The following is a 14,635-nucleotide window of genomic DNA, read 5'->3' on the forward strand; positions in this document are numbered from 1 at the left end:
CGGTGCCGGTCTACAAGTACAGCGTGCTCAAGGGGGATCCGCAGTCAGGCCGCGTTGCAGGACCTGCAGACAAGCCACCGCACTACCACATTGAGGTCCTCGCAGGTGGTGTGCGATATCAGGTGGCGGTGAACATCGAGTCGGCGAATGGTTCCGAGGTTCTGTATCTCATCAACGATGCCTACACGCCGCCCGATACCTCTGCCTTGACCACGCTGCCCCCCGGCATGACCCAGCTGGCCGGAGTCGATGGCAATCCTGCTGTCGACTACGTCCGCAGCCGTGCAGGCGGGCGCCCGATCGTCACCAGGTCCGCCATGACGCTGCTGCCCCTGCCAGGTGGAGCAGGCTCCGGAAATCTGCAGAATGCGGTGATCGACTTCCTGAACCGGGCTGTCGCTGATCAGAACGGCACCATCTATGCCTTCGGCAGCCAGTACACGGATGGCACCGGCATCCATGACATCCACCTGAACCAGGGCAATCCCGTCAACTATGCGCGGGATAATGGCGTTTGGCAGGATGGAATGCTGGTCTTTCACATGCCCGGAAGCAATCAGTGGGCGGCAGTCTTCATCGCCTTCCAGTCTGAGTCATGGTCAACCGATGGGAACGGCGAGCCGGCTTGAAGCTCAACTGTGCAGCGTCAACGTGATCCTGCGTGAATCTCCCCCGGTGGTCTGCATCATGATTTCACCGTTGCTGCGCCTCACGATGCTGGGGAACTTTTCTCCCCACTCGACCAGCACCAGTGCATCCGGCGTTGTGAGTTCGTCGATGCCGAGCGATTCCAGTTGCCGTTCTGTCTCGATGCGATAGAGGTCGAGGTGGTAGAGCAGGACCGGCTTGCCGTCGCGAGTGCCTTCGTATTCGTGAATAAGCGTGAAGGTGGGGCTTGTGACCTCATCAGGGTCTGCAGCGCCGAGTGCCTGCGCGATTCCCTTCACCAGCGTGGTCTTGCCTGTACCTAAATCGCCGCGCAGAATGAGCAGTTTCGGCGGCGGGAGCAGTTTTGCGATCTCCTGGCCGGCTTCAATGGTCGCCGCGCTGCTATCGGTTTCAAACTGGCGCATCGTGCTGGCAGCTGTCATCGCGGCAAACCCTCAAACCAAACATACCCTGCCGGGTCGTGCGGATTGAAGCGAAATGCGCGAAAAAGATGCGCGATGGTGTCCGTGGCCAATAAGGTGTGCTCGTCCTGTTCGCGCACCGCAAAGTCGGCAGCCAGGCCGTGCAGATAGACGGCGGCGTTGACAGCATCGGCCAGCTGATCCGGGTACTGTGCCACCATTGCCGCAACGATGCCGGTAAGAATGTCTCCACTGCCGCCTTTCGCCATGCCGGGATTGCCGGTAGTGTTGAAGGCGATGGAGCCGTCAGGGTGTGCGATAAGCGTGCGCCATCCCTTGAGCACCAGGGTCAACTGATGCCGAGTGGCAAACTCACGTGCCAGCGGCTCGCGCTCCGACTGCACCTCTTTCACGCTGAGGCCGGCGAGCCGGCTCATTTCGCCGGGATGAGGAGTCAGTATCAGCGTGCGATCGCGTCCGTCGATAAGCTCTCTATGCTTCGCCAGAATATTGAGGGCGTCCGCGTCGATGACCATCGGCAACCGCGTTCTCGCAAGCAGTCCGAGAACAAACTCTTCCGTAGCGGGCTCCTGCCCGAGACCCGGCCCCAGCGCGATGACGGTTTTTCGCGCAAGCAGCGCATCCAGTGCAGTGGATTCCAGGTTGCGAGCGTCTATCTCGCCGCGCTGCCCCTCAGAGAGGCCGACCGTCATCAGCTCCGGAGTCGTGCTCGCGACCAGAGAAAGCATGGATCCGGCAACTGCTGCGGTGACCAGCCCAGCTCCGGTGCGCAGGGCGGCGAGCGACGCCATGGATGGCGCTCCTGCCTTGCCATGGGAGCCGCCGATGACCAGTACATGACCGTGGCGCCCCTTGTTGTCGTCGGCAGCCCGCGGAGCCGCAGCTATTTTTTTTGAGGAGCCAGCCCAGGTAAGGTTCAGGTCGGAGCGGACAGCGGCTTCCGGCGAGCCGATGGCCGCGACCACGATTGGCCTGTAGGCGCTGCCTGTCAGGTTCCCGCAGGCGTGCGCCAGCTTAGGTGCGGTAAAGGTAACGACAGCATCTGCTCGAAAAGCTCCCTCGGCGTCGTAATTACGCGAGTCAGCATCCCACCCAGAGGGTAGGTCCACAGCGACAATCGGACTCGTGAGTGTTCGGATGCGGTCGCGAAGCGCGGCTGCCGGTCCTCGAAGCGGTGGCTTGAAGCCGGTGCCGACCACTGCGTCGACCAGTAGCTCGGTACTGTCAAGCAGCCGACCGACCTCAGGGGTTGCAAGCGCCGCCTCTTCTTCCACTATCGTCACAGGCAGCGGCATGCGCCGGAACATCTCAGCCGCATCACCTTTGAGATCCGACGGATTCCCCAGTAACAAGACGCCTACGTCACAGCCCGCAGTTGCAAGCGCGCGGGCAGCGACCAGCCCGTCTCCACCATTGTTTCCCTTGCCGCAGAGAACGGTAATGCACCGTGCTGCAGGGAACTCACGCAGGATGAACCTTGCAACCGCTTCACCAGCATGGTTCATCAGCGAGAGCGAGGGGACGCCGTGAGCTTCCATCGTGACGCGGTCGGTAACGCGCATTTCTTCCGCAGAGAGGATCTTCATATAGGCACAGAGTAAAACGGCCTCCTTGATCCGGAGGCCTGTTGTTTACATTTGGATGCCAAAGTTACGGCATGGGAGCCGAGGCCGTTGGAACATCGGTCGTCTGCTTCTCGGCAAAGTAGCTGTGGTCCCACAGGTTGCGATAGAAGTAGCCGGTAAGCTCAGCGGCCTTGGGGCCGAAGGTCGGTCGTCCGCCTTCGAGGAAGAATACGGTGACAATGCGGCCGTACTGCGTGTCTGCATAGGAGGCGAACCAGCCGAAGCGGGTGCCATTATTCGAGCAGGTGCCGGTCTTTCCCATCACCGGGAACTGGTTGAAGTTCGCCTTGAGCGACCGTGCTGTGCCATATTCCACGGCAGCGTGCATGCCGTCGCTGATCTCCGGGATCAGCTTTCCAATGTCGAGCGTGCGCTTGATCCGCGGCTGAAAATTGGCGACCTCCTGCGGAGTGGTCGGATGCTGCAGGTAGTAGAGGGTGCCTCCGTTGGCGATCGCTGCGACAATGGCGCCGAGCTGCAGCGGAGTCATCGAAACCCCTTCGCCAAACGAGCACATCCGGCCAACGCCGCCTTCGCTTGCAGGCAGTACCTGGCTGGGGTAGACCCCGAGCTGCTCGCCGGGAATGTTATACCCAGCCAGCTCGCCAAGGCCAAACTCATTGGCATAGTGACGCACACGTTCAAAACCGAGTCTGCGCCCGAGCGTCTCGAAGTAGAGGTTGTTCGAGTGGGCCAGGGCCTCGGTCATGTTCATGTGGTAGTGGCCGCCGAGGTTGACCGGGGTGTCTTTGGTGACGATGCCTTCTTCAAGAGCGGCCAGTGCTACTGAAAGCTTGATAGTCGAGCAGGGCTCAGCGCCACTGGACAAAGCGAGCTTCTGGTTCACCATCGCCAGAATGCGCCCATTGCTCGGGTCGATTGCCACGGCGGTGCCGTTCATGTTGCCGAGCGCATCGATTGCAGCTTGGCGCACCACGGGATCTTCCCCTGTAACGATATCGCCGGACGTCAGGTCACCATCCGCAAATGAGTTTCCGGTAAAGCGCTCATAGTAGCGGTGACGGTGAGTGTAATGAGTGCGCCGCAGGTGGGCAGAGCGGCCCGTGCGGACCACGCGACGGCTGTGTTGCAACTTGGCCAGGTGGGTGTGGGCTGCCTTGGGGTCCTGGACGGAGGCGGAGGTATGGGCCCGTCGATGATGGTGGGTGGTGACGGTGGAAGTGGAGGCGAAGACCGGCAGGGTCAACAGCACCGCAATCAGATTGATCCAATATTTCATCCGCACTCCTGCTTCGCGTGGGCGGTTCCAGGTCCGCTATTTCATAACAGAATACTAAGCGCAGTCTTCATGACCTGGGGTAGAAAAGCAATACCCCAAAAGTGAATCGTCCCGGTACGGGAACATTCTCAGGGCAGCAAAGTATCTTCCTCCGAGGGCGGCTTTACAGTCCACCCCGGCGCAGGAAAGCGGGGATGTCAAGGCTCTGGCCTCGATCGTCCTCGTGGCGTTCTTCAAAGTTGCCGTGGTGCTCGGGAGCTGCAGGCTCAGCGGCAGCAGTCGAAGTGGCTGCGGGAGTCGAAATCTGCTCCTGCGGCAGCGGCACAAACTCGTCTTCAGGCTCTGCATAGACAGCCGTGCGAACGGGCTCCGGCTCTTCGTCCATGTCTTCGCTGGCAAAGCGAGGCGCAGCCTTGGGCTCATAGTGCGGTGCCGGTGCATGCGTGGGGCGGGCCGGGCTGCCCATCGAGTGGTCGCGGCGCTCAACATTACGCTGCTCCCCAGCCTCCAGCCGGAAGCCGGTGGCGATGACCGTAATTTTGATTTCGTCGCCCATCGTTTCATCCAGGACTGCGCCGAAGATAATGTTCGCATCCTCATGGGCAGCGTTCTGGATGAGCGTAGAGGCTTCATTGACCTCGCTCAGCTTGAGCGAGCTGGAGCCGCTGATGTTGATCAGGATGCCGCGAGCGCCGTCAATTGCGCCGTCTTCGAGCAGCGGGGAAGAGATTGCCGCCTGCGCTGCTTCGAGCGAGCGGTTTGGCCCGGAGCGGACTGCGGTGCCCATGACGGCATAGCCCATGCCGGCCATGGTGGTCTTCACGTCGGCGAAGTCGCGGTTGATGATGCCGGGGATGGTGATGATGTCTGAAATGCCCTGCACGCCCTGGCGAAGCACGTCATCGGCAATGCGGAAGGACTCGAAGAACCCCGCATCCTTGGCAACATCGAGCAGCTTCTCATTGGGAATGACGATCATCGTATCGACCGCGTCGAGGAGCTCCTGCATGCCGCGCTCGGCCTGCTGCATGCGGCGCTTGCCTTCAAAGCCGAAGGGGCGGGTAACGACGGCAACGGTGAGTGCGCCCATTTCGCTTGCAAGCGAAGCGATGACTGGCGCGGCGCCGGTGCCGGTGCCGCCGCCGAGGCCGGTCGTCACGAAGACCATATCGGCTCCTTCGAGGGCTTCGATGATCTTCTCGGAGTCTTCCAGGGCTGCACGACGGCCCACGTCGGGGTTGGCGCCTGCGCCCAGGCCGCTGGTCAGCTTGACGCCGAGCTGCAGCTTGACGGGTGCCTGGGAGAGCTTCAGCGCCTGCACGTCAGTGTTGGCAGCAATGAACTCAACGCCTTCGACGCGGGCCGCAATCATACGGTTGACAGCATTGCCGCCGCCGCCGCCCACGCCGATGACCTTGATCTTCGCGCCGCGGGGCATCTCGTCCTGGTACTGGATACGGATCTCTTCAGACTCACTCATGGGCAAAAACTCCGGTCGGGGCTTAGATGCTCCCGGCAAAAATGGCGCGCAGCTTGGCGCGCAGACTATGGTCTTCCGCCGCACGGGTCACACTGGTGCGGTGGGCATACAGCAGTAATCCTACGAGCGCCGAGCATTCTGGCGTCATCAATTCTTCCGGCATACGCGAAAGCGGCACCGGGGTGCCGATACGAGCCGGCACGCGCAGCAGGCTCTCGGCAGTATCGAGCATGCCCGGCAACTGCGCTCCTCCGCCGGTAAGGATGCAGCCGGCTCCCAGCGCTTCGAGCACGCCACCTTGTCTCAGGTTATCGCGAAGCATGTGGAAAAGCTCACGCGCCCGGGGCTCGAGGATTTCAGCAAGGTTGCGCTGGCGCACGATCCGGGGCTGCTGGCCGGGCAGGCCGGTGACCTCAAGCTCATTTTCCGATGGAACCGAGGTGACGACCGCATGGCCGTAGCGGCACTTGATCCACTCAGCCTCTTCGACTGAGAGGTGCAGTCCGACCGCCAGATCATTGGTGAAGTGGTCGCCCCCGATGGGAATGACGGAAGTATGTGCGACCGAGCCCTCGAAGAAGACAACCAGTTCGGTCGATCCGGCGCCGATATCGACCAGGCAGGAACCGAGTTCCCGCTCATCGGAGGAGACAGTGGATTCGGCTGCCGCCACGCCCTCGAAGACGGTCTCCGTAACCTCAAGTCCGGCTTTGTTGGCGCAGGTGACGATGCTCTGCAGCGCGCCTGCCGAACAGGTGGAGAGGTGCAGGTTAACCTCAAGACGATTGCCCACCATGCCGACGGGGTCATGGATTCCCGGCTGTTCATCGAGGATGAACTGCTGCGGCAACAGGTGCAGGATCTCACGCTCGGCCGGCAGGGAAATGGAGCGGGCCCGATCCACGGCAGCGCGGACGTCTTCGCGGGTAATCTCCCGCAGACGGCTGCCCAGGCTGATGCCGCCACTGGTGTTGAGGCCTCGCACATGCGCGCCGCCCACCCCGATCACGCACTGGTCGATGGTCTCCTGGGCTTGCTCCTCAGCGAGCATGGCTGCCTTGTTGATCGAGCCGGTTGCGGCTTTCAGATCTGCGACCACCCCACGGCGTATTCCGGCTGCATCTAGGATGGCGTGGCTGCGGTAGCGAAGTGCGCCTTCATGAATTTCTGCCACGAGAACCCGGGTCTTTGAGGATCCGGCATCGAGCACGGTGAGAAGGTGGCTGGTCTTCTGGCTCATGCGTGCTTCCTTGTGGGGTGGTGTCGTGGAGCTGCTTGTGCCGCGCGCGCATGGTGGACCGGCGCCGCGGCGGCCTTCGGTTTGATTGCAGCCGGCGGATTCGCGGCCTGCTGCGAATTGTCGCCGGGTACGGTGCCGTCCGCCATCTTCAGGACGACCTGCCGTTCATAGCGAAGATCGACTGCGGCGAGGTTTGGATACTGCTGCCGCCACTCGGCCAGGTGCGCCTGGTAATTGTGGAAGCGGGCGAGAAAGTCGTCATCGCCGAAGTGCAGCAGAATATCGGAGCCAGCGGCAGGTACCAGTGCGCGAACATCTTCGGGGTCTGAGATGTCGACCTCGCTCAGCTCCTCGGAGAGCCGTTCGCCCCCGGAATTAATGGCAGCGATGAACTGCTGATAGATCTTCATCCGTGCAGCGCGGATCGAGGCCGGGTCGCCGGGATTGATGCCGGTAACCACCGGGAAGGAGTAGTGCATCGCGGCGAGGGTGGCCGGGGGCATCGTCAGGATAACGCCGTGCGCGTCGGTCAGTTCGATATGGTTTCCCAGCCGGACAAAGGCCACCGGCGTGCGCTCGGTAATCGCCACGCGGAGCTGGTCGGGCAGGATGCGCATCACGGTCGCATGCTCCACCCAGGGTAGCTGCTCAAGTGCCGCACGGCGCTCGGCCAGAGGCACGAAAAAGATGTTCCGCCCGATATCGGAGCCAAAGACGGAAAGAAGCTCAGGCCGCGTGACCTCGCTGTTGCCCTGAATCTGGATTGAGGCGGAGGAGTCGATGAGAAATCGCGGATCAGTATCGAGAAAGTAGTGAAAGGCGAAGAGAGCAGCTGCGATCGCTCCGAGCACCGCCAGCCCCAATGCGGCTGCCATGATTCGCCCGGCACGGGTGCGGGCAAACGCCGCTACAGAAAATCCCTTGCGGACAGGCACGCGGCGGCGCGGGCGAGGAAGTGCACTGACGTCATCTGTATCGGCAAAAGTGTCAGCGAAGGCTTCATCCACACGAGGAATTTTGCGGCGGGAACGCGGAGTAGAGGCCTCTTCCGGACGGAGATAATCGTCCAGCTGCCCGTCTTCGTCGAGCGCTGCAGCACGGCTTGGGAATGCACTAAGTTTTGCCACGCACGAGCCAGGTCAGGAGAGTCGCCACTTCCGACTATAACCCGAGCCGGGGCAGTGTCTGAAGGAAATGCGTCGGGGAATCTGCAGAGGAAACATTCCGATGGGAATGTGCTGTCCGCCCAGGGACGCGGAAATCGGCTTCCGCATCCCCGGACAGATCCATCAGGCGCTGCGTTTATAGCTCAAACTTGACCGGTGTTGGATTCCGCTCCACGAACTGGCGCTGGTGCCAGTAGGGGTAGATAGGCTTTACCTCGCTGGCCTTGTCCAGCTTCGCCACCTGTTCGGCAGTCAGTGTGAAGTCGGCCGCGGCAAGGTTCTGTCGCAGCTGCTCCTCGTTTCGTGCACCGATGATGACGCTGGAAATCGTCGGCCGCTGCAGCAGCCAGTTCAACGCAATCTGTGGAACGCTCTTGCCTGTCTCCTCTGCCACTTCGTCGAGCGCGTCGACGACCTTATAGAGGTGCTCCTCTGAGACCTGCGGACCGTAGTCGGCGGTTTTGTGCAGGCGGCTCTGTTCAGGAATGGGCTGTCCCCGGCGAATTTTGCCGGTCAGACGTCCCCAGCCCAGCGGACTCCAGACGGTTGTCCCGACTTTCTGGTCAAGCAGCAGCGGCATCAGCTCCCACTCATACTCGCGGTTGAGCAGGGAGTAGTAACCCTGGTAGCTGGTGTAGCGCTCCCAGCCGAACTTATCCGAGATGCCCAGCGCCTTCATCAGGTGCCAGCCGGAAAAGTTGGAGCAGGCAAGATAGCGTACCTTCCCGCTCTGCACGAGATTGTTCAGCGTGCTCAGCGTCTCCTCCTGGGAGGTGAGCGCGTCATAGCCGTGCAGGTGGTAGACGTCGATATAGTCGGTGCCGAGCCGCTTGAGGCTGCCTTCCACTTGCTTCAGGATGTGGTGCCGTGACGAACCCGCGTCATTTGGGCCTTTTCCAAAGCGAAAAGTAGTCTTGGTCGAGATCAAGACATCTGCGCGGCGCTTGCCGATCGCCTTGCCGAGAATCTCCTCAGAGACTCCATCGGAGTAGATATCTGCCGTGTCGAAGAAGTTTACGCCGGCTTCAAGACAGATATCGAGCAGCCGTGTCGCTTCTGCGACGTCTGTCTCGCCCCATGCCTTGAAGAACTCGTTGCTGCCGCCAAAGGTTCCTGTGCCGAAGCAGAGCACCGGTACCTTTAATCCTGAACCGCCAAGCTGTCTGTATTCCATAGCTGGATAGATGAAACGAAACGCCGCTGCGATGCAAGAGACGTCTGATCCGAAGGGATCAGACGTCGTTGCCGAGGTGGAAGATCGGCTCCACCCCGGGCGCGCGCCCAAGCAGGGCCTGTTCTTCGCCGTGGTCGAGCGGCTTGTAGTTCTGCGCCACATCCATCGCCAGCCTGAAGTAGCGTTCGTCGCCGGGCGGCAGAGCCGCGGTAATGGGGTGGCCAAGCGTCCAGCGCAGCCCGAGCGATGCCTCGTGAGGGTAGCTCGCCGGCTGATACCAGCACTTCGGCTCCGGGTGGTCCTTCTTCATATCCGCAGGCCATACGGTTTTGGCCATTGACTTCAATGCAAGGATACCTACGCCCTTTTTCTGCGCGTGTTCGACAATCTGCGGTCCGAAGTTCGCCTGCGAAACCAGCACCCAGTTCAGCGGGAACAGGACCGTGTCGAAAGGATAGCGATCCATGGCGGCGATCGCCGTTTCAACCGAGTGAACGGAGAAGCCGATGTAGCGAATCTTGCCTGCCTTCTTGGCCGCCTCCATCGTCTCGATTGCACCACCCGGGCCGAGGCATTTATCGAGATCTGTCATCTTGGTAAGCGCGTGAAACTGGTAGAGATCGAGATAGTCAGTCTTGAGCAGCTTGAGCGAGTTATCGAGGTCTGCCTGGGAGTCCGCCTTCATGCGGCCATCGGTCTTGCAGGCGAGGAAGCAATTCTTTCGGTAGGGAGCGAGTGCGGGTCCCAGACGCTCCTGAGCATCGCCATAGCTCGGGGCCACGTCGAGATAATTGACGCCACGATCGACCGCCTCGGCGACGATGTTCTTGGCCTGGTCCGAGGTTTCGTTCATCACGACAATGCCGCCAAAGCCGATGATCGAGAGGTGTTCGCCCGTTTTCCCAAGCGGGCGGCGCGGGATCTTGCCCTGGGACGCCGAGGTTGTATCGGCAGAAAGCTTGGTGGCGGTGGCTGCGGCGGTGGTGAGTGCGGCTTGCTTCAGGAAATCGCGGCGTTGCATGGTTGACACCTCATGAAATGGAGGTCGGCCGGGGCTTGCTTGCCTATGGAGGAATTGTCTCAGATTTGAATTGCCTGCGTCACGGGCGAAAACGAATAAAGTGCGGAGCGGCTCTGGTCGGCGAGGCGGAGATACATCCGGCGACTTCGGTAAAGCGCTGCCGAAGTCGCCCGGAGGAGTTGGCTCTACGACTTCTTCTGCATGCTCTTGAGTTCTGCGAGCACTTCCTGGCTGTGGTGGTTCGGGTCAACGCCGGTCCAGACCTTCACAATCTTGCCCTCGGGGTTGATGAGGAAGGTGTTGCGCTTGGCGATCTTCATGCCCATGTAGTTCGCCATCGAGCCATACTCGGCTACGACCTTCTTGTCCTGATCGCTGAGCAGGGTAAAGTTCAGGCTGTCCTTCGCGCAGAACTGCTTGTGGCTGTTGACTGAATCAACGCTGACGCCGACGATCTCGGCATTCATGGCGCGATATTTTTGAAGATCATTCTGGAAGTTATGCGCCTCGATGGTGCAGCCGGTCGTCATGTCCTTGGGGTAAAAATAGAGGACAACCCACTTACCCTTCATACTGCTGAGACTCACGTCCTTGCCTTCCTGCGAAGGCAGGCTGAAATTAGGGGCCATCTGGCCGACCTGGGGCATGTTGTCATCAGCGGCGCGGGCGCGTACGGTGAAGACGCCAATGCCGACGACAACCAGAGCGATGGCTGCAAACAAAGCGGAAATCTTGGACACGGTCGTTCTCCTTGGGGCCCGGGAACGCATAGCGGCGACTATTTCCGGGCGCGCTCCATTATCGGCGTTCGGTGGCTACAATCGCAATGCCTGCGGCGTCTGCCGTCGAACGAAGTATCTCCATATCAAAAATCAGGGTCCGGCCTGCTTCGATGGCCAGGCAGGTTGCTCCTGCACTCTTCATGGTTTCGATTGTCTTCAGCCCGATTACCGGAACGTCAAAGCGCATATCCTGCCGGGGCTTGGCTGTCTTGACGACTGTCAGAGAGCGATCGAGCGCCGACGCCTCCCCGGACAGGGAGCGCATGATTGCTCCGGCGCGGGCAATGGCATCGTCGGTGCCTTCCATAGCCTCGACCGCCACGCAGGCCTGGCTGGCGATGACGACCGTCTGGCCGATATCGAAGCCGGCAATGGCCTCAGCGACTTTCCGGCCATATTCGATATCCCGGCCTTCATTCTCACTGGGAGCGCGAGCGGTGAGCACGCCGGACTTCGCGAGCAGCGGTTCCAGGTAGGCAGTCGAGGAGATGAGTTCAATGCCTTCATCGGCGAGGACCTTGGCCACCGCCCCGAGCAGCATATCCGTGTTGCGGGTGCTGAGCGAGAGCAGCAGCTTGGCCAGCCGCCAGTCCGGCCGGATGCTCGAGAATATCTGCTTGTGCCTGACCTGCCCGGCCATGACTGCGTTTGCGACACCTTCCTTATGAAAGGTGTCGATGAGCTTCGAGAGCTCGCCGAGTGAAAGCCAATGGACGCGGATGCCCGGATCGGCAGCGGCGCGCGCGTCCATCTCCGCATCCGTCTCTTCCTTGATCGCCGCGACCACGACCTCGACGCCGCGAGCGCGGGCCGCATCGAGGAGTAGAAAAGGGAAGCGTCCATTACCGGCGATTAGACCGAGCCTGCGCGACATTTACTTCAGCACTCCGCGCTCGGACCGTTCAATGAACTCGACCAGGTAAGCAACATCTTCATTGGCAATGCCATCGCTCCGAAGCTTCTCAATGGCTTGCGAAGTGTTCATCTTCGCGGCGAGGAGCAGCCGGTACGCATGCTGGATCGCTCGCAGGCGTTCGCGTGAGAAGCCCCGCCGTTCAAGCCCCACTTTGTTGAGCCCGTAGGCGTGGGTTTCGCGCCTGGCTGATGTCAGCGAATAGGGCAGCACATCCTGGGTGATCGTCGTGCCACCGCCGATGTAGGCGTAGCGCCCGATGTGGCAGAACTGGTGAACTGGGCAGAGTGCGCCAACCGTGGCGAAGTCCTCGACGATTACGTGACCGGCGAGGGTTGCAGCATTCGCGAGGATGCAGTGGCTGCCGATGATCGAGTCGTGGCCTATATGCGCGTAGGCCATGATGAGGCAGTTGCTGCCGATGCGTGTTGCTCCGCCGCCGCCCGCCGTTCCGCGCGAAATAGTGACGTATTCGCGGATGACATTGTCGTCGCCGAGTTCGACGCCGGTGGGCTCGTTCCTGTACTTCAGGTCCTGCGGCGCAATCCCGACACAGGCGAAGGAGTAGAAGCGGTTGCGCGCCCCGGCGGTCAGATGTCCATCGAGGACGACGTGCGAGACCAGTTCGCACTCTTCACCGAGGATGACATTCGGCCCGATCGTGCAATAGGGGCCGACAATGCACGACGCGGGAACCTGTGCTCCCTCGGCAAGGATCGCTGTGGGATGAATACTCACGCTTCAGTCACGACTGCGGCTGCGGGCTCTGCGACTTCGGCTGGTGCGGCCTCGCGGCGGCGCGGTACCAGCTGGCACATCACAATAGCCTCGCAGACGAGTTTGCCTTCGACCGTCACCCGGCCTTCCATGCGCACCGCACGTGACTTCCAGTTGAGTACCGTGATCTCAATGCGGAGCTGGTCGCCGGGGGTCACGGGGCGGCGGAACTTTGCGCGCTCGATGCCGGTGAAAACCATGAGCTTATCTTCGCGATCGGGAATCTCGGTGAGCAGCAGCGCGCCGCCTGCCTGCGCGATCGACTCAACCATGAGTACGCCCGGCATGATGGGATAACCGGGAAAGTGACCCTGGAAGAAAGGCTCGTTGATGGTTACGTTCTTGATGGCGACGATGCGTTTGCGGCGTTCGACTTCCACTACGCGGTCGATCAGCAGGAAAGGGTAGCGGTGCGGCAGAATCGCCATCAGGTCATTGATGTCGAGCGTCTGGCGTCCGTCGGCGAGTAAGTTCAGGTTATCCATGGCTGCAAGGGGCGATTATAAATCCCCTTGCAGCGGTGGAGACCTTATTGCTGCGGTGGAGCAGGGGGAGGCGGCGGGCCATCGCCCGGTCCGCCGGGCCCATGATGCCTGAAATCGGGTCCCCGCATCGGCGGCATGGGGGCAATGGCCTGCAGTTTCTGCCACTGCTCCGGGCTCAGCACCTCGCGCAGGTCGAGCAGCATGCGTGCGTTGGCTTTTTCGAGCGCCGCCCGTGCGTCGGCAACCGCGTCGATCTGCGACAGCACCTTGGACTTGTCAAGCTGCGATGGCTGGAGCAGGGGTTCAAGGATCGTCTCCTGCTTTTCGAGAGCACCCTGCATGTCAATCAGCTTGAGCCTGTGCTCCTGAAAGATCGAATCCATCTTCGCCTGCTGCTGGCTGGTGATGCCGATCTGCTGAGCTGTGGCAGGGTTGTCCCACCATCGCCCATGCCGGCCTGCGGCCAGGGCGCGATCCAGCGGCGGACCGCCTCCGCGGGGTCCGGGCCCCATCTGTGCCATCAGTGCAGGGGCGTAAAGGGAAGAGGCAGCGAGCGGAAGTGCAAGGCCGAAAGCCGTGAGTGTTTTCCGCGAGAAGAGTACGTTCATCGGGTCACCTTTTGATTGGTTGCGTTCTCGTGGGTGGTTGAGGTTGCGGACCCGTCGGAGGGTCCATAGAGCGGCTGGAGAGAGTCCGGCGCAGTCTGCGACAGGTCCTCGTTGACCTGCTCCAGAAGTGCAGAGTCGGAGGCATAAGTCGAGGCAGCTGGCTGCGAAGCTGGCCGTGGCCGCACCACCATGCCAATCACCAGCATGGCTGCCAGTGCAGGTCCGAGCGTCCACGTCATCACCATCCGAGACACATGCCGGCGCCGTTTTCTGCTCGAATACTCCTGCAGCTGCTTTGCGCTGGGCGCCTGCGGCAAAGGGTGGGCCGCGGCGTGATGGATTGCGCCGCGAAAGAGTTCGATAGCGCGCTCGACGTTATTGTCGAGTTGCTGTCCGGCGTGCTTCATAGTCCTCCTTTCAGCTGCTCGCGCAGCTTTGCGGTCGCGCGGTAGAGATGAGTTTTGACGGTGCTGAGCTGCATACCTGTGTTTGCGGCGATTTCCTGCAGTTCCATGTCTTCAATAAAGCGCAGCACAAAGACGGTGCGCTGCTTTGCGGGCAGCCGTGCGACCGCGCTCCAGAGCCCTGCTACCTGGTCGCGAGCCATGCATGCTGCCTCGGGAGAGCTTTGCCTGTCGGCAAGCCAGTCGCTTACCTCAGCCGGGTCGAGCGCCGAAGACTGGGCCCGCCGCCAGAATCGGAAGCGCTGGCTGCGCAGGTGATCGCGGAGCAGGTTAACGGCAATCTTCATCAGCCAGGTCTGCAGGCTCGACTCGCCACGAAAGCCGTCTGCGGCCAAATGGGCTTTAAGAAAGCATTCCTGGGTCAGCGTCTCCGCTGCGTCCCGGTCAGAGAGCGCCCCCAGCAGGAAGCGGAAGACGCGAGGACTGTAGAGTCGAAAGACCTCGTCGAAGTTCGCCGCGTTCAGCAGGGCAGCCTGCGGTAGGAGCTGTGCGTCCGTGATGGCAATCTCTTCCATTCACTGGCATAGACGCGGAAGGCCGCAGGCAAGTTTACGCAGAAATGCAGGTCA

The 14,635-nt window shown here is 61.2% G+C and carries 16 protein-coding genes; 1 reads left to right on the forward strand and 15 read right to left on the reverse strand.

Annotation, left to right across the window (positions count from 1 at the left end; genetic code table 11):
- Positions 1 to 2: 2 nt before the first annotated feature.
- Complete coding sequence (locus C7378_RS13480) at positions 3 to 629, forward strand: YukJ family protein (RefSeq protein WP_131997706.1); 627 nt, start codon at positions 3 to 5, stop codon at positions 627 to 629.
- A gap of 3 nt (positions 630 to 632) precedes the next feature.
- Here C7378_RS13480 and tsaE read toward each other — a convergent pair whose 3' ends face one another.
- The 15 genes from tsaE to C7378_RS13555 form a co-directional block, all read right to left on the reverse strand.
- Positions 633 to 1,091 (reverse strand): tRNA (adenosine(37)-N6)-threonylcarbamoyltransferase complex ATPase subunit type 1 TsaE, encoded by a 459-nt coding sequence (gene tsaE, locus C7378_RS13485; RefSeq protein WP_131997709.1) that lies wholly within the window; start codon positions 1,089 to 1,091, stop codon positions 633 to 635.
- Complete coding sequence (locus C7378_RS13490) at positions 1,088 to 2,677, reverse strand: NAD(P)H-hydrate dehydratase (protein ID WP_131997712.1); 1,590 nt, start codon at positions 2,675 to 2,677, stop codon at positions 1,088 to 1,090. The genes tsaE and C7378_RS13490 overlap by 4 nt, the downstream gene beginning before the upstream one ends.
- Before the next feature lie 64 nt (positions 2,678 to 2,741).
- A complete protein-coding gene (locus C7378_RS13495; protein WP_131997715.1) occupies positions 2,742 to 3,956 on the reverse strand; it encodes a penicillin-binding transpeptidase domain-containing protein in 1,215 nt (404 codons plus the stop codon).
- Between the two features lie 163 nt (positions 3,957 to 4,119).
- Complete coding sequence (gene ftsZ / locus C7378_RS13500) at positions 4,120 to 5,436, reverse strand: cell division protein FtsZ (protein ID WP_131997718.1); 1,317 nt, start codon at positions 5,434 to 5,436, stop codon at positions 4,120 to 4,122.
- A 22-nt stretch (positions 5,437 to 5,458) separates the two neighbouring features.
- Positions 5,459 to 6,676 (reverse strand): cell division protein FtsA, encoded by a 1,218-nt coding sequence (gene ftsA / locus C7378_RS13505; protein WP_131997721.1) that lies wholly within the window; start codon positions 6,674 to 6,676, stop codon positions 5,459 to 5,461.
- Positions 6,673 to 7,803 (reverse strand): cell division protein FtsQ/DivIB, encoded by a 1,131-nt coding sequence (locus C7378_RS13510; protein ID WP_131997724.1) that lies wholly within the window; start codon positions 7,801 to 7,803, stop codon positions 6,673 to 6,675. The genes ftsA and C7378_RS13510 overlap by 4 nt, the downstream gene beginning before the upstream one ends.
- Positions 7,804 to 7,978: 175 nt before the next feature.
- The gene (locus C7378_RS13515; protein ID WP_131997727.1) at positions 7,979 to 9,016 is read right to left on the reverse strand and encodes an aldo/keto reductase; all 1,038 of its coding nucleotides are present in this window, start codon (positions 9,014 to 9,016) and stop codon (positions 7,979 to 7,981) included.
- A gap of 58 nt (positions 9,017 to 9,074) precedes the next feature.
- Positions 9,075 to 10,037, reverse strand: a complete 963-nt coding sequence (locus C7378_RS13520; RefSeq protein ID WP_131997730.1) for an aldo/keto reductase — start codon at positions 10,035 to 10,037, stop codon at positions 9,075 to 9,077.
- A gap of 185 nt (positions 10,038 to 10,222) precedes the next feature.
- Positions 10,223 to 10,777: a peroxiredoxin gene (locus C7378_RS13525; protein ID WP_243648254.1), complete on the reverse strand. Its 555-nt coding sequence runs from the start codon at positions 10,775 to 10,777 to the stop codon at positions 10,223 to 10,225.
- A 58-nt stretch (positions 10,778 to 10,835) separates the two neighbouring features.
- Positions 10,836 to 11,693: an LpxI family protein gene (locus C7378_RS13530; protein ID WP_131997736.1), complete on the reverse strand. Its 858-nt coding sequence runs from the start codon at positions 11,691 to 11,693 to the stop codon at positions 10,836 to 10,838.
- Entirely contained in the window at positions 11,694 to 12,470 is a 777-nt protein-coding gene (gene lpxA, locus C7378_RS13535; RefSeq protein ID WP_131997739.1) for an acyl-ACP--UDP-N-acetylglucosamine O-acyltransferase, read from the reverse strand.
- Entirely contained in the window at positions 12,467 to 12,994 is a 528-nt protein-coding gene (fabZ, locus tag C7378_RS13540; RefSeq protein WP_131997742.1) for a 3-hydroxyacyl-ACP dehydratase FabZ, read from the reverse strand. Before fabZ ends, lpxA begins: the two co-directional genes overlap by 4 nt.
- 44 nt (positions 12,995 to 13,038) lie before the next feature.
- On the reverse strand, positions 13,039 to 13,602 hold the full coding sequence (locus C7378_RS13545; protein ID WP_131997745.1) for a periplasmic heavy metal sensor: 564 nt from the start codon (positions 13,600 to 13,602) through the stop codon (positions 13,039 to 13,041).
- Positions 13,599 to 14,009 carry a hypothetical protein gene (locus tag C7378_RS13550; RefSeq protein WP_131997748.1) on the reverse strand — a complete coding sequence of 137 codons (411 nt, stop codon included), beginning with the start codon at positions 14,007 to 14,009 and terminating at the stop codon, positions 13,599 to 13,601. Before C7378_RS13550 ends, C7378_RS13545 begins: the two co-directional genes overlap by 4 nt.
- On the reverse strand, positions 14,006 to 14,581 hold the full coding sequence (locus C7378_RS13555; RefSeq protein WP_131997751.1) for an RNA polymerase sigma factor: 576 nt from the start codon (positions 14,579 to 14,581) through the stop codon (positions 14,006 to 14,008). The genes C7378_RS13550 and C7378_RS13555 overlap by 4 nt, the downstream gene beginning before the upstream one ends.
- Between the last annotated feature and the right edge of the window lie 54 nt (positions 14,582 to 14,635).

Origin of the sequence: Acidipila rosea, from assembly GCF_004339725.1 — a bacterium.
Lineage (GTDB): Bacteria > Acidobacteriota > Terriglobia > Terriglobales > Acidobacteriaceae > Acidipila > Acidipila rosea.

What these genes read in the sequence shown, in the direction of transcription:
- C7378_RS13515 (WP_131997727.1), bottom strand. Translation starts at nt 9,016, where the DNA reads ATGGAATACAGACAGCTTGGCGGTTCAGGATTAAAGGTACCGGTGCTC.
- C7378_RS13550 (WP_131997748.1), bottom strand. Translation starts at nt 14,009, where the DNA reads ATGAAGCACGCCGGACAGCAACTCGACAATAACGTCGAGCGCGCTATC.
- C7378_RS13530 (WP_131997736.1), bottom strand. Translation starts at nt 11,693, where the DNA reads ATGTCGCGCAGGCTCGGTCTAATCGCCGGTAATGGACGCTTCCCTTTT.
- tsaE (WP_131997709.1), bottom strand. Translation starts at nt 1,091, where the DNA reads ATGACAGCTGCCAGCACGATGCGCCAGTTTGAAACCGATAGCAGCGCG.
- ftsA (WP_131997721.1), bottom strand. Translation starts at nt 6,676, where the DNA reads ATGAGCCAGAAGACCAGCCACCTTCTCACCGTGCTCGATGCCGGATCC.
- C7378_RS13520 (WP_131997730.1), bottom strand. Translation starts at nt 10,037, where the DNA reads ATGCAACGCCGCGATTTCCTGAAGCAAGCCGCACTCACCACCGCCGCA.
- C7378_RS13495 (WP_131997715.1), bottom strand. Translation starts at nt 3,956, where the DNA reads ATGAAATATTGGATCAATCTGATTGCGGTGCTGTTGACCCTGCCGGTC.
- C7378_RS13490 (WP_131997712.1), bottom strand. Translation starts at nt 2,677, where the DNA reads ATGAAGATCCTCTCTGCGGAAGAAATGCGCGTTACCGACCGCGTCACG.
- ftsZ (WP_131997718.1), bottom strand. Translation starts at nt 5,436, where the DNA reads ATGAGTGAGTCTGAAGAGATCCGTATCCAGTACCAGGACGAGATGCCC.
- C7378_RS13545 (WP_131997745.1), bottom strand. Translation starts at nt 13,602, where the DNA reads ATGAACGTACTCTTCTCGCGGAAAACACTCACGGCTTTCGGCCTTGCA.
- fabZ (WP_131997742.1), bottom strand. Translation starts at nt 12,994, where the DNA reads ATGGATAACCTGAACTTACTCGCCGACGGACGCCAGACGCTCGACATC.
- C7378_RS13555 (WP_131997751.1), bottom strand. Translation starts at nt 14,581, where the DNA reads ATGGAAGAGATTGCCATCACGGACGCACAGCTCCTACCGCAGGCTGCC.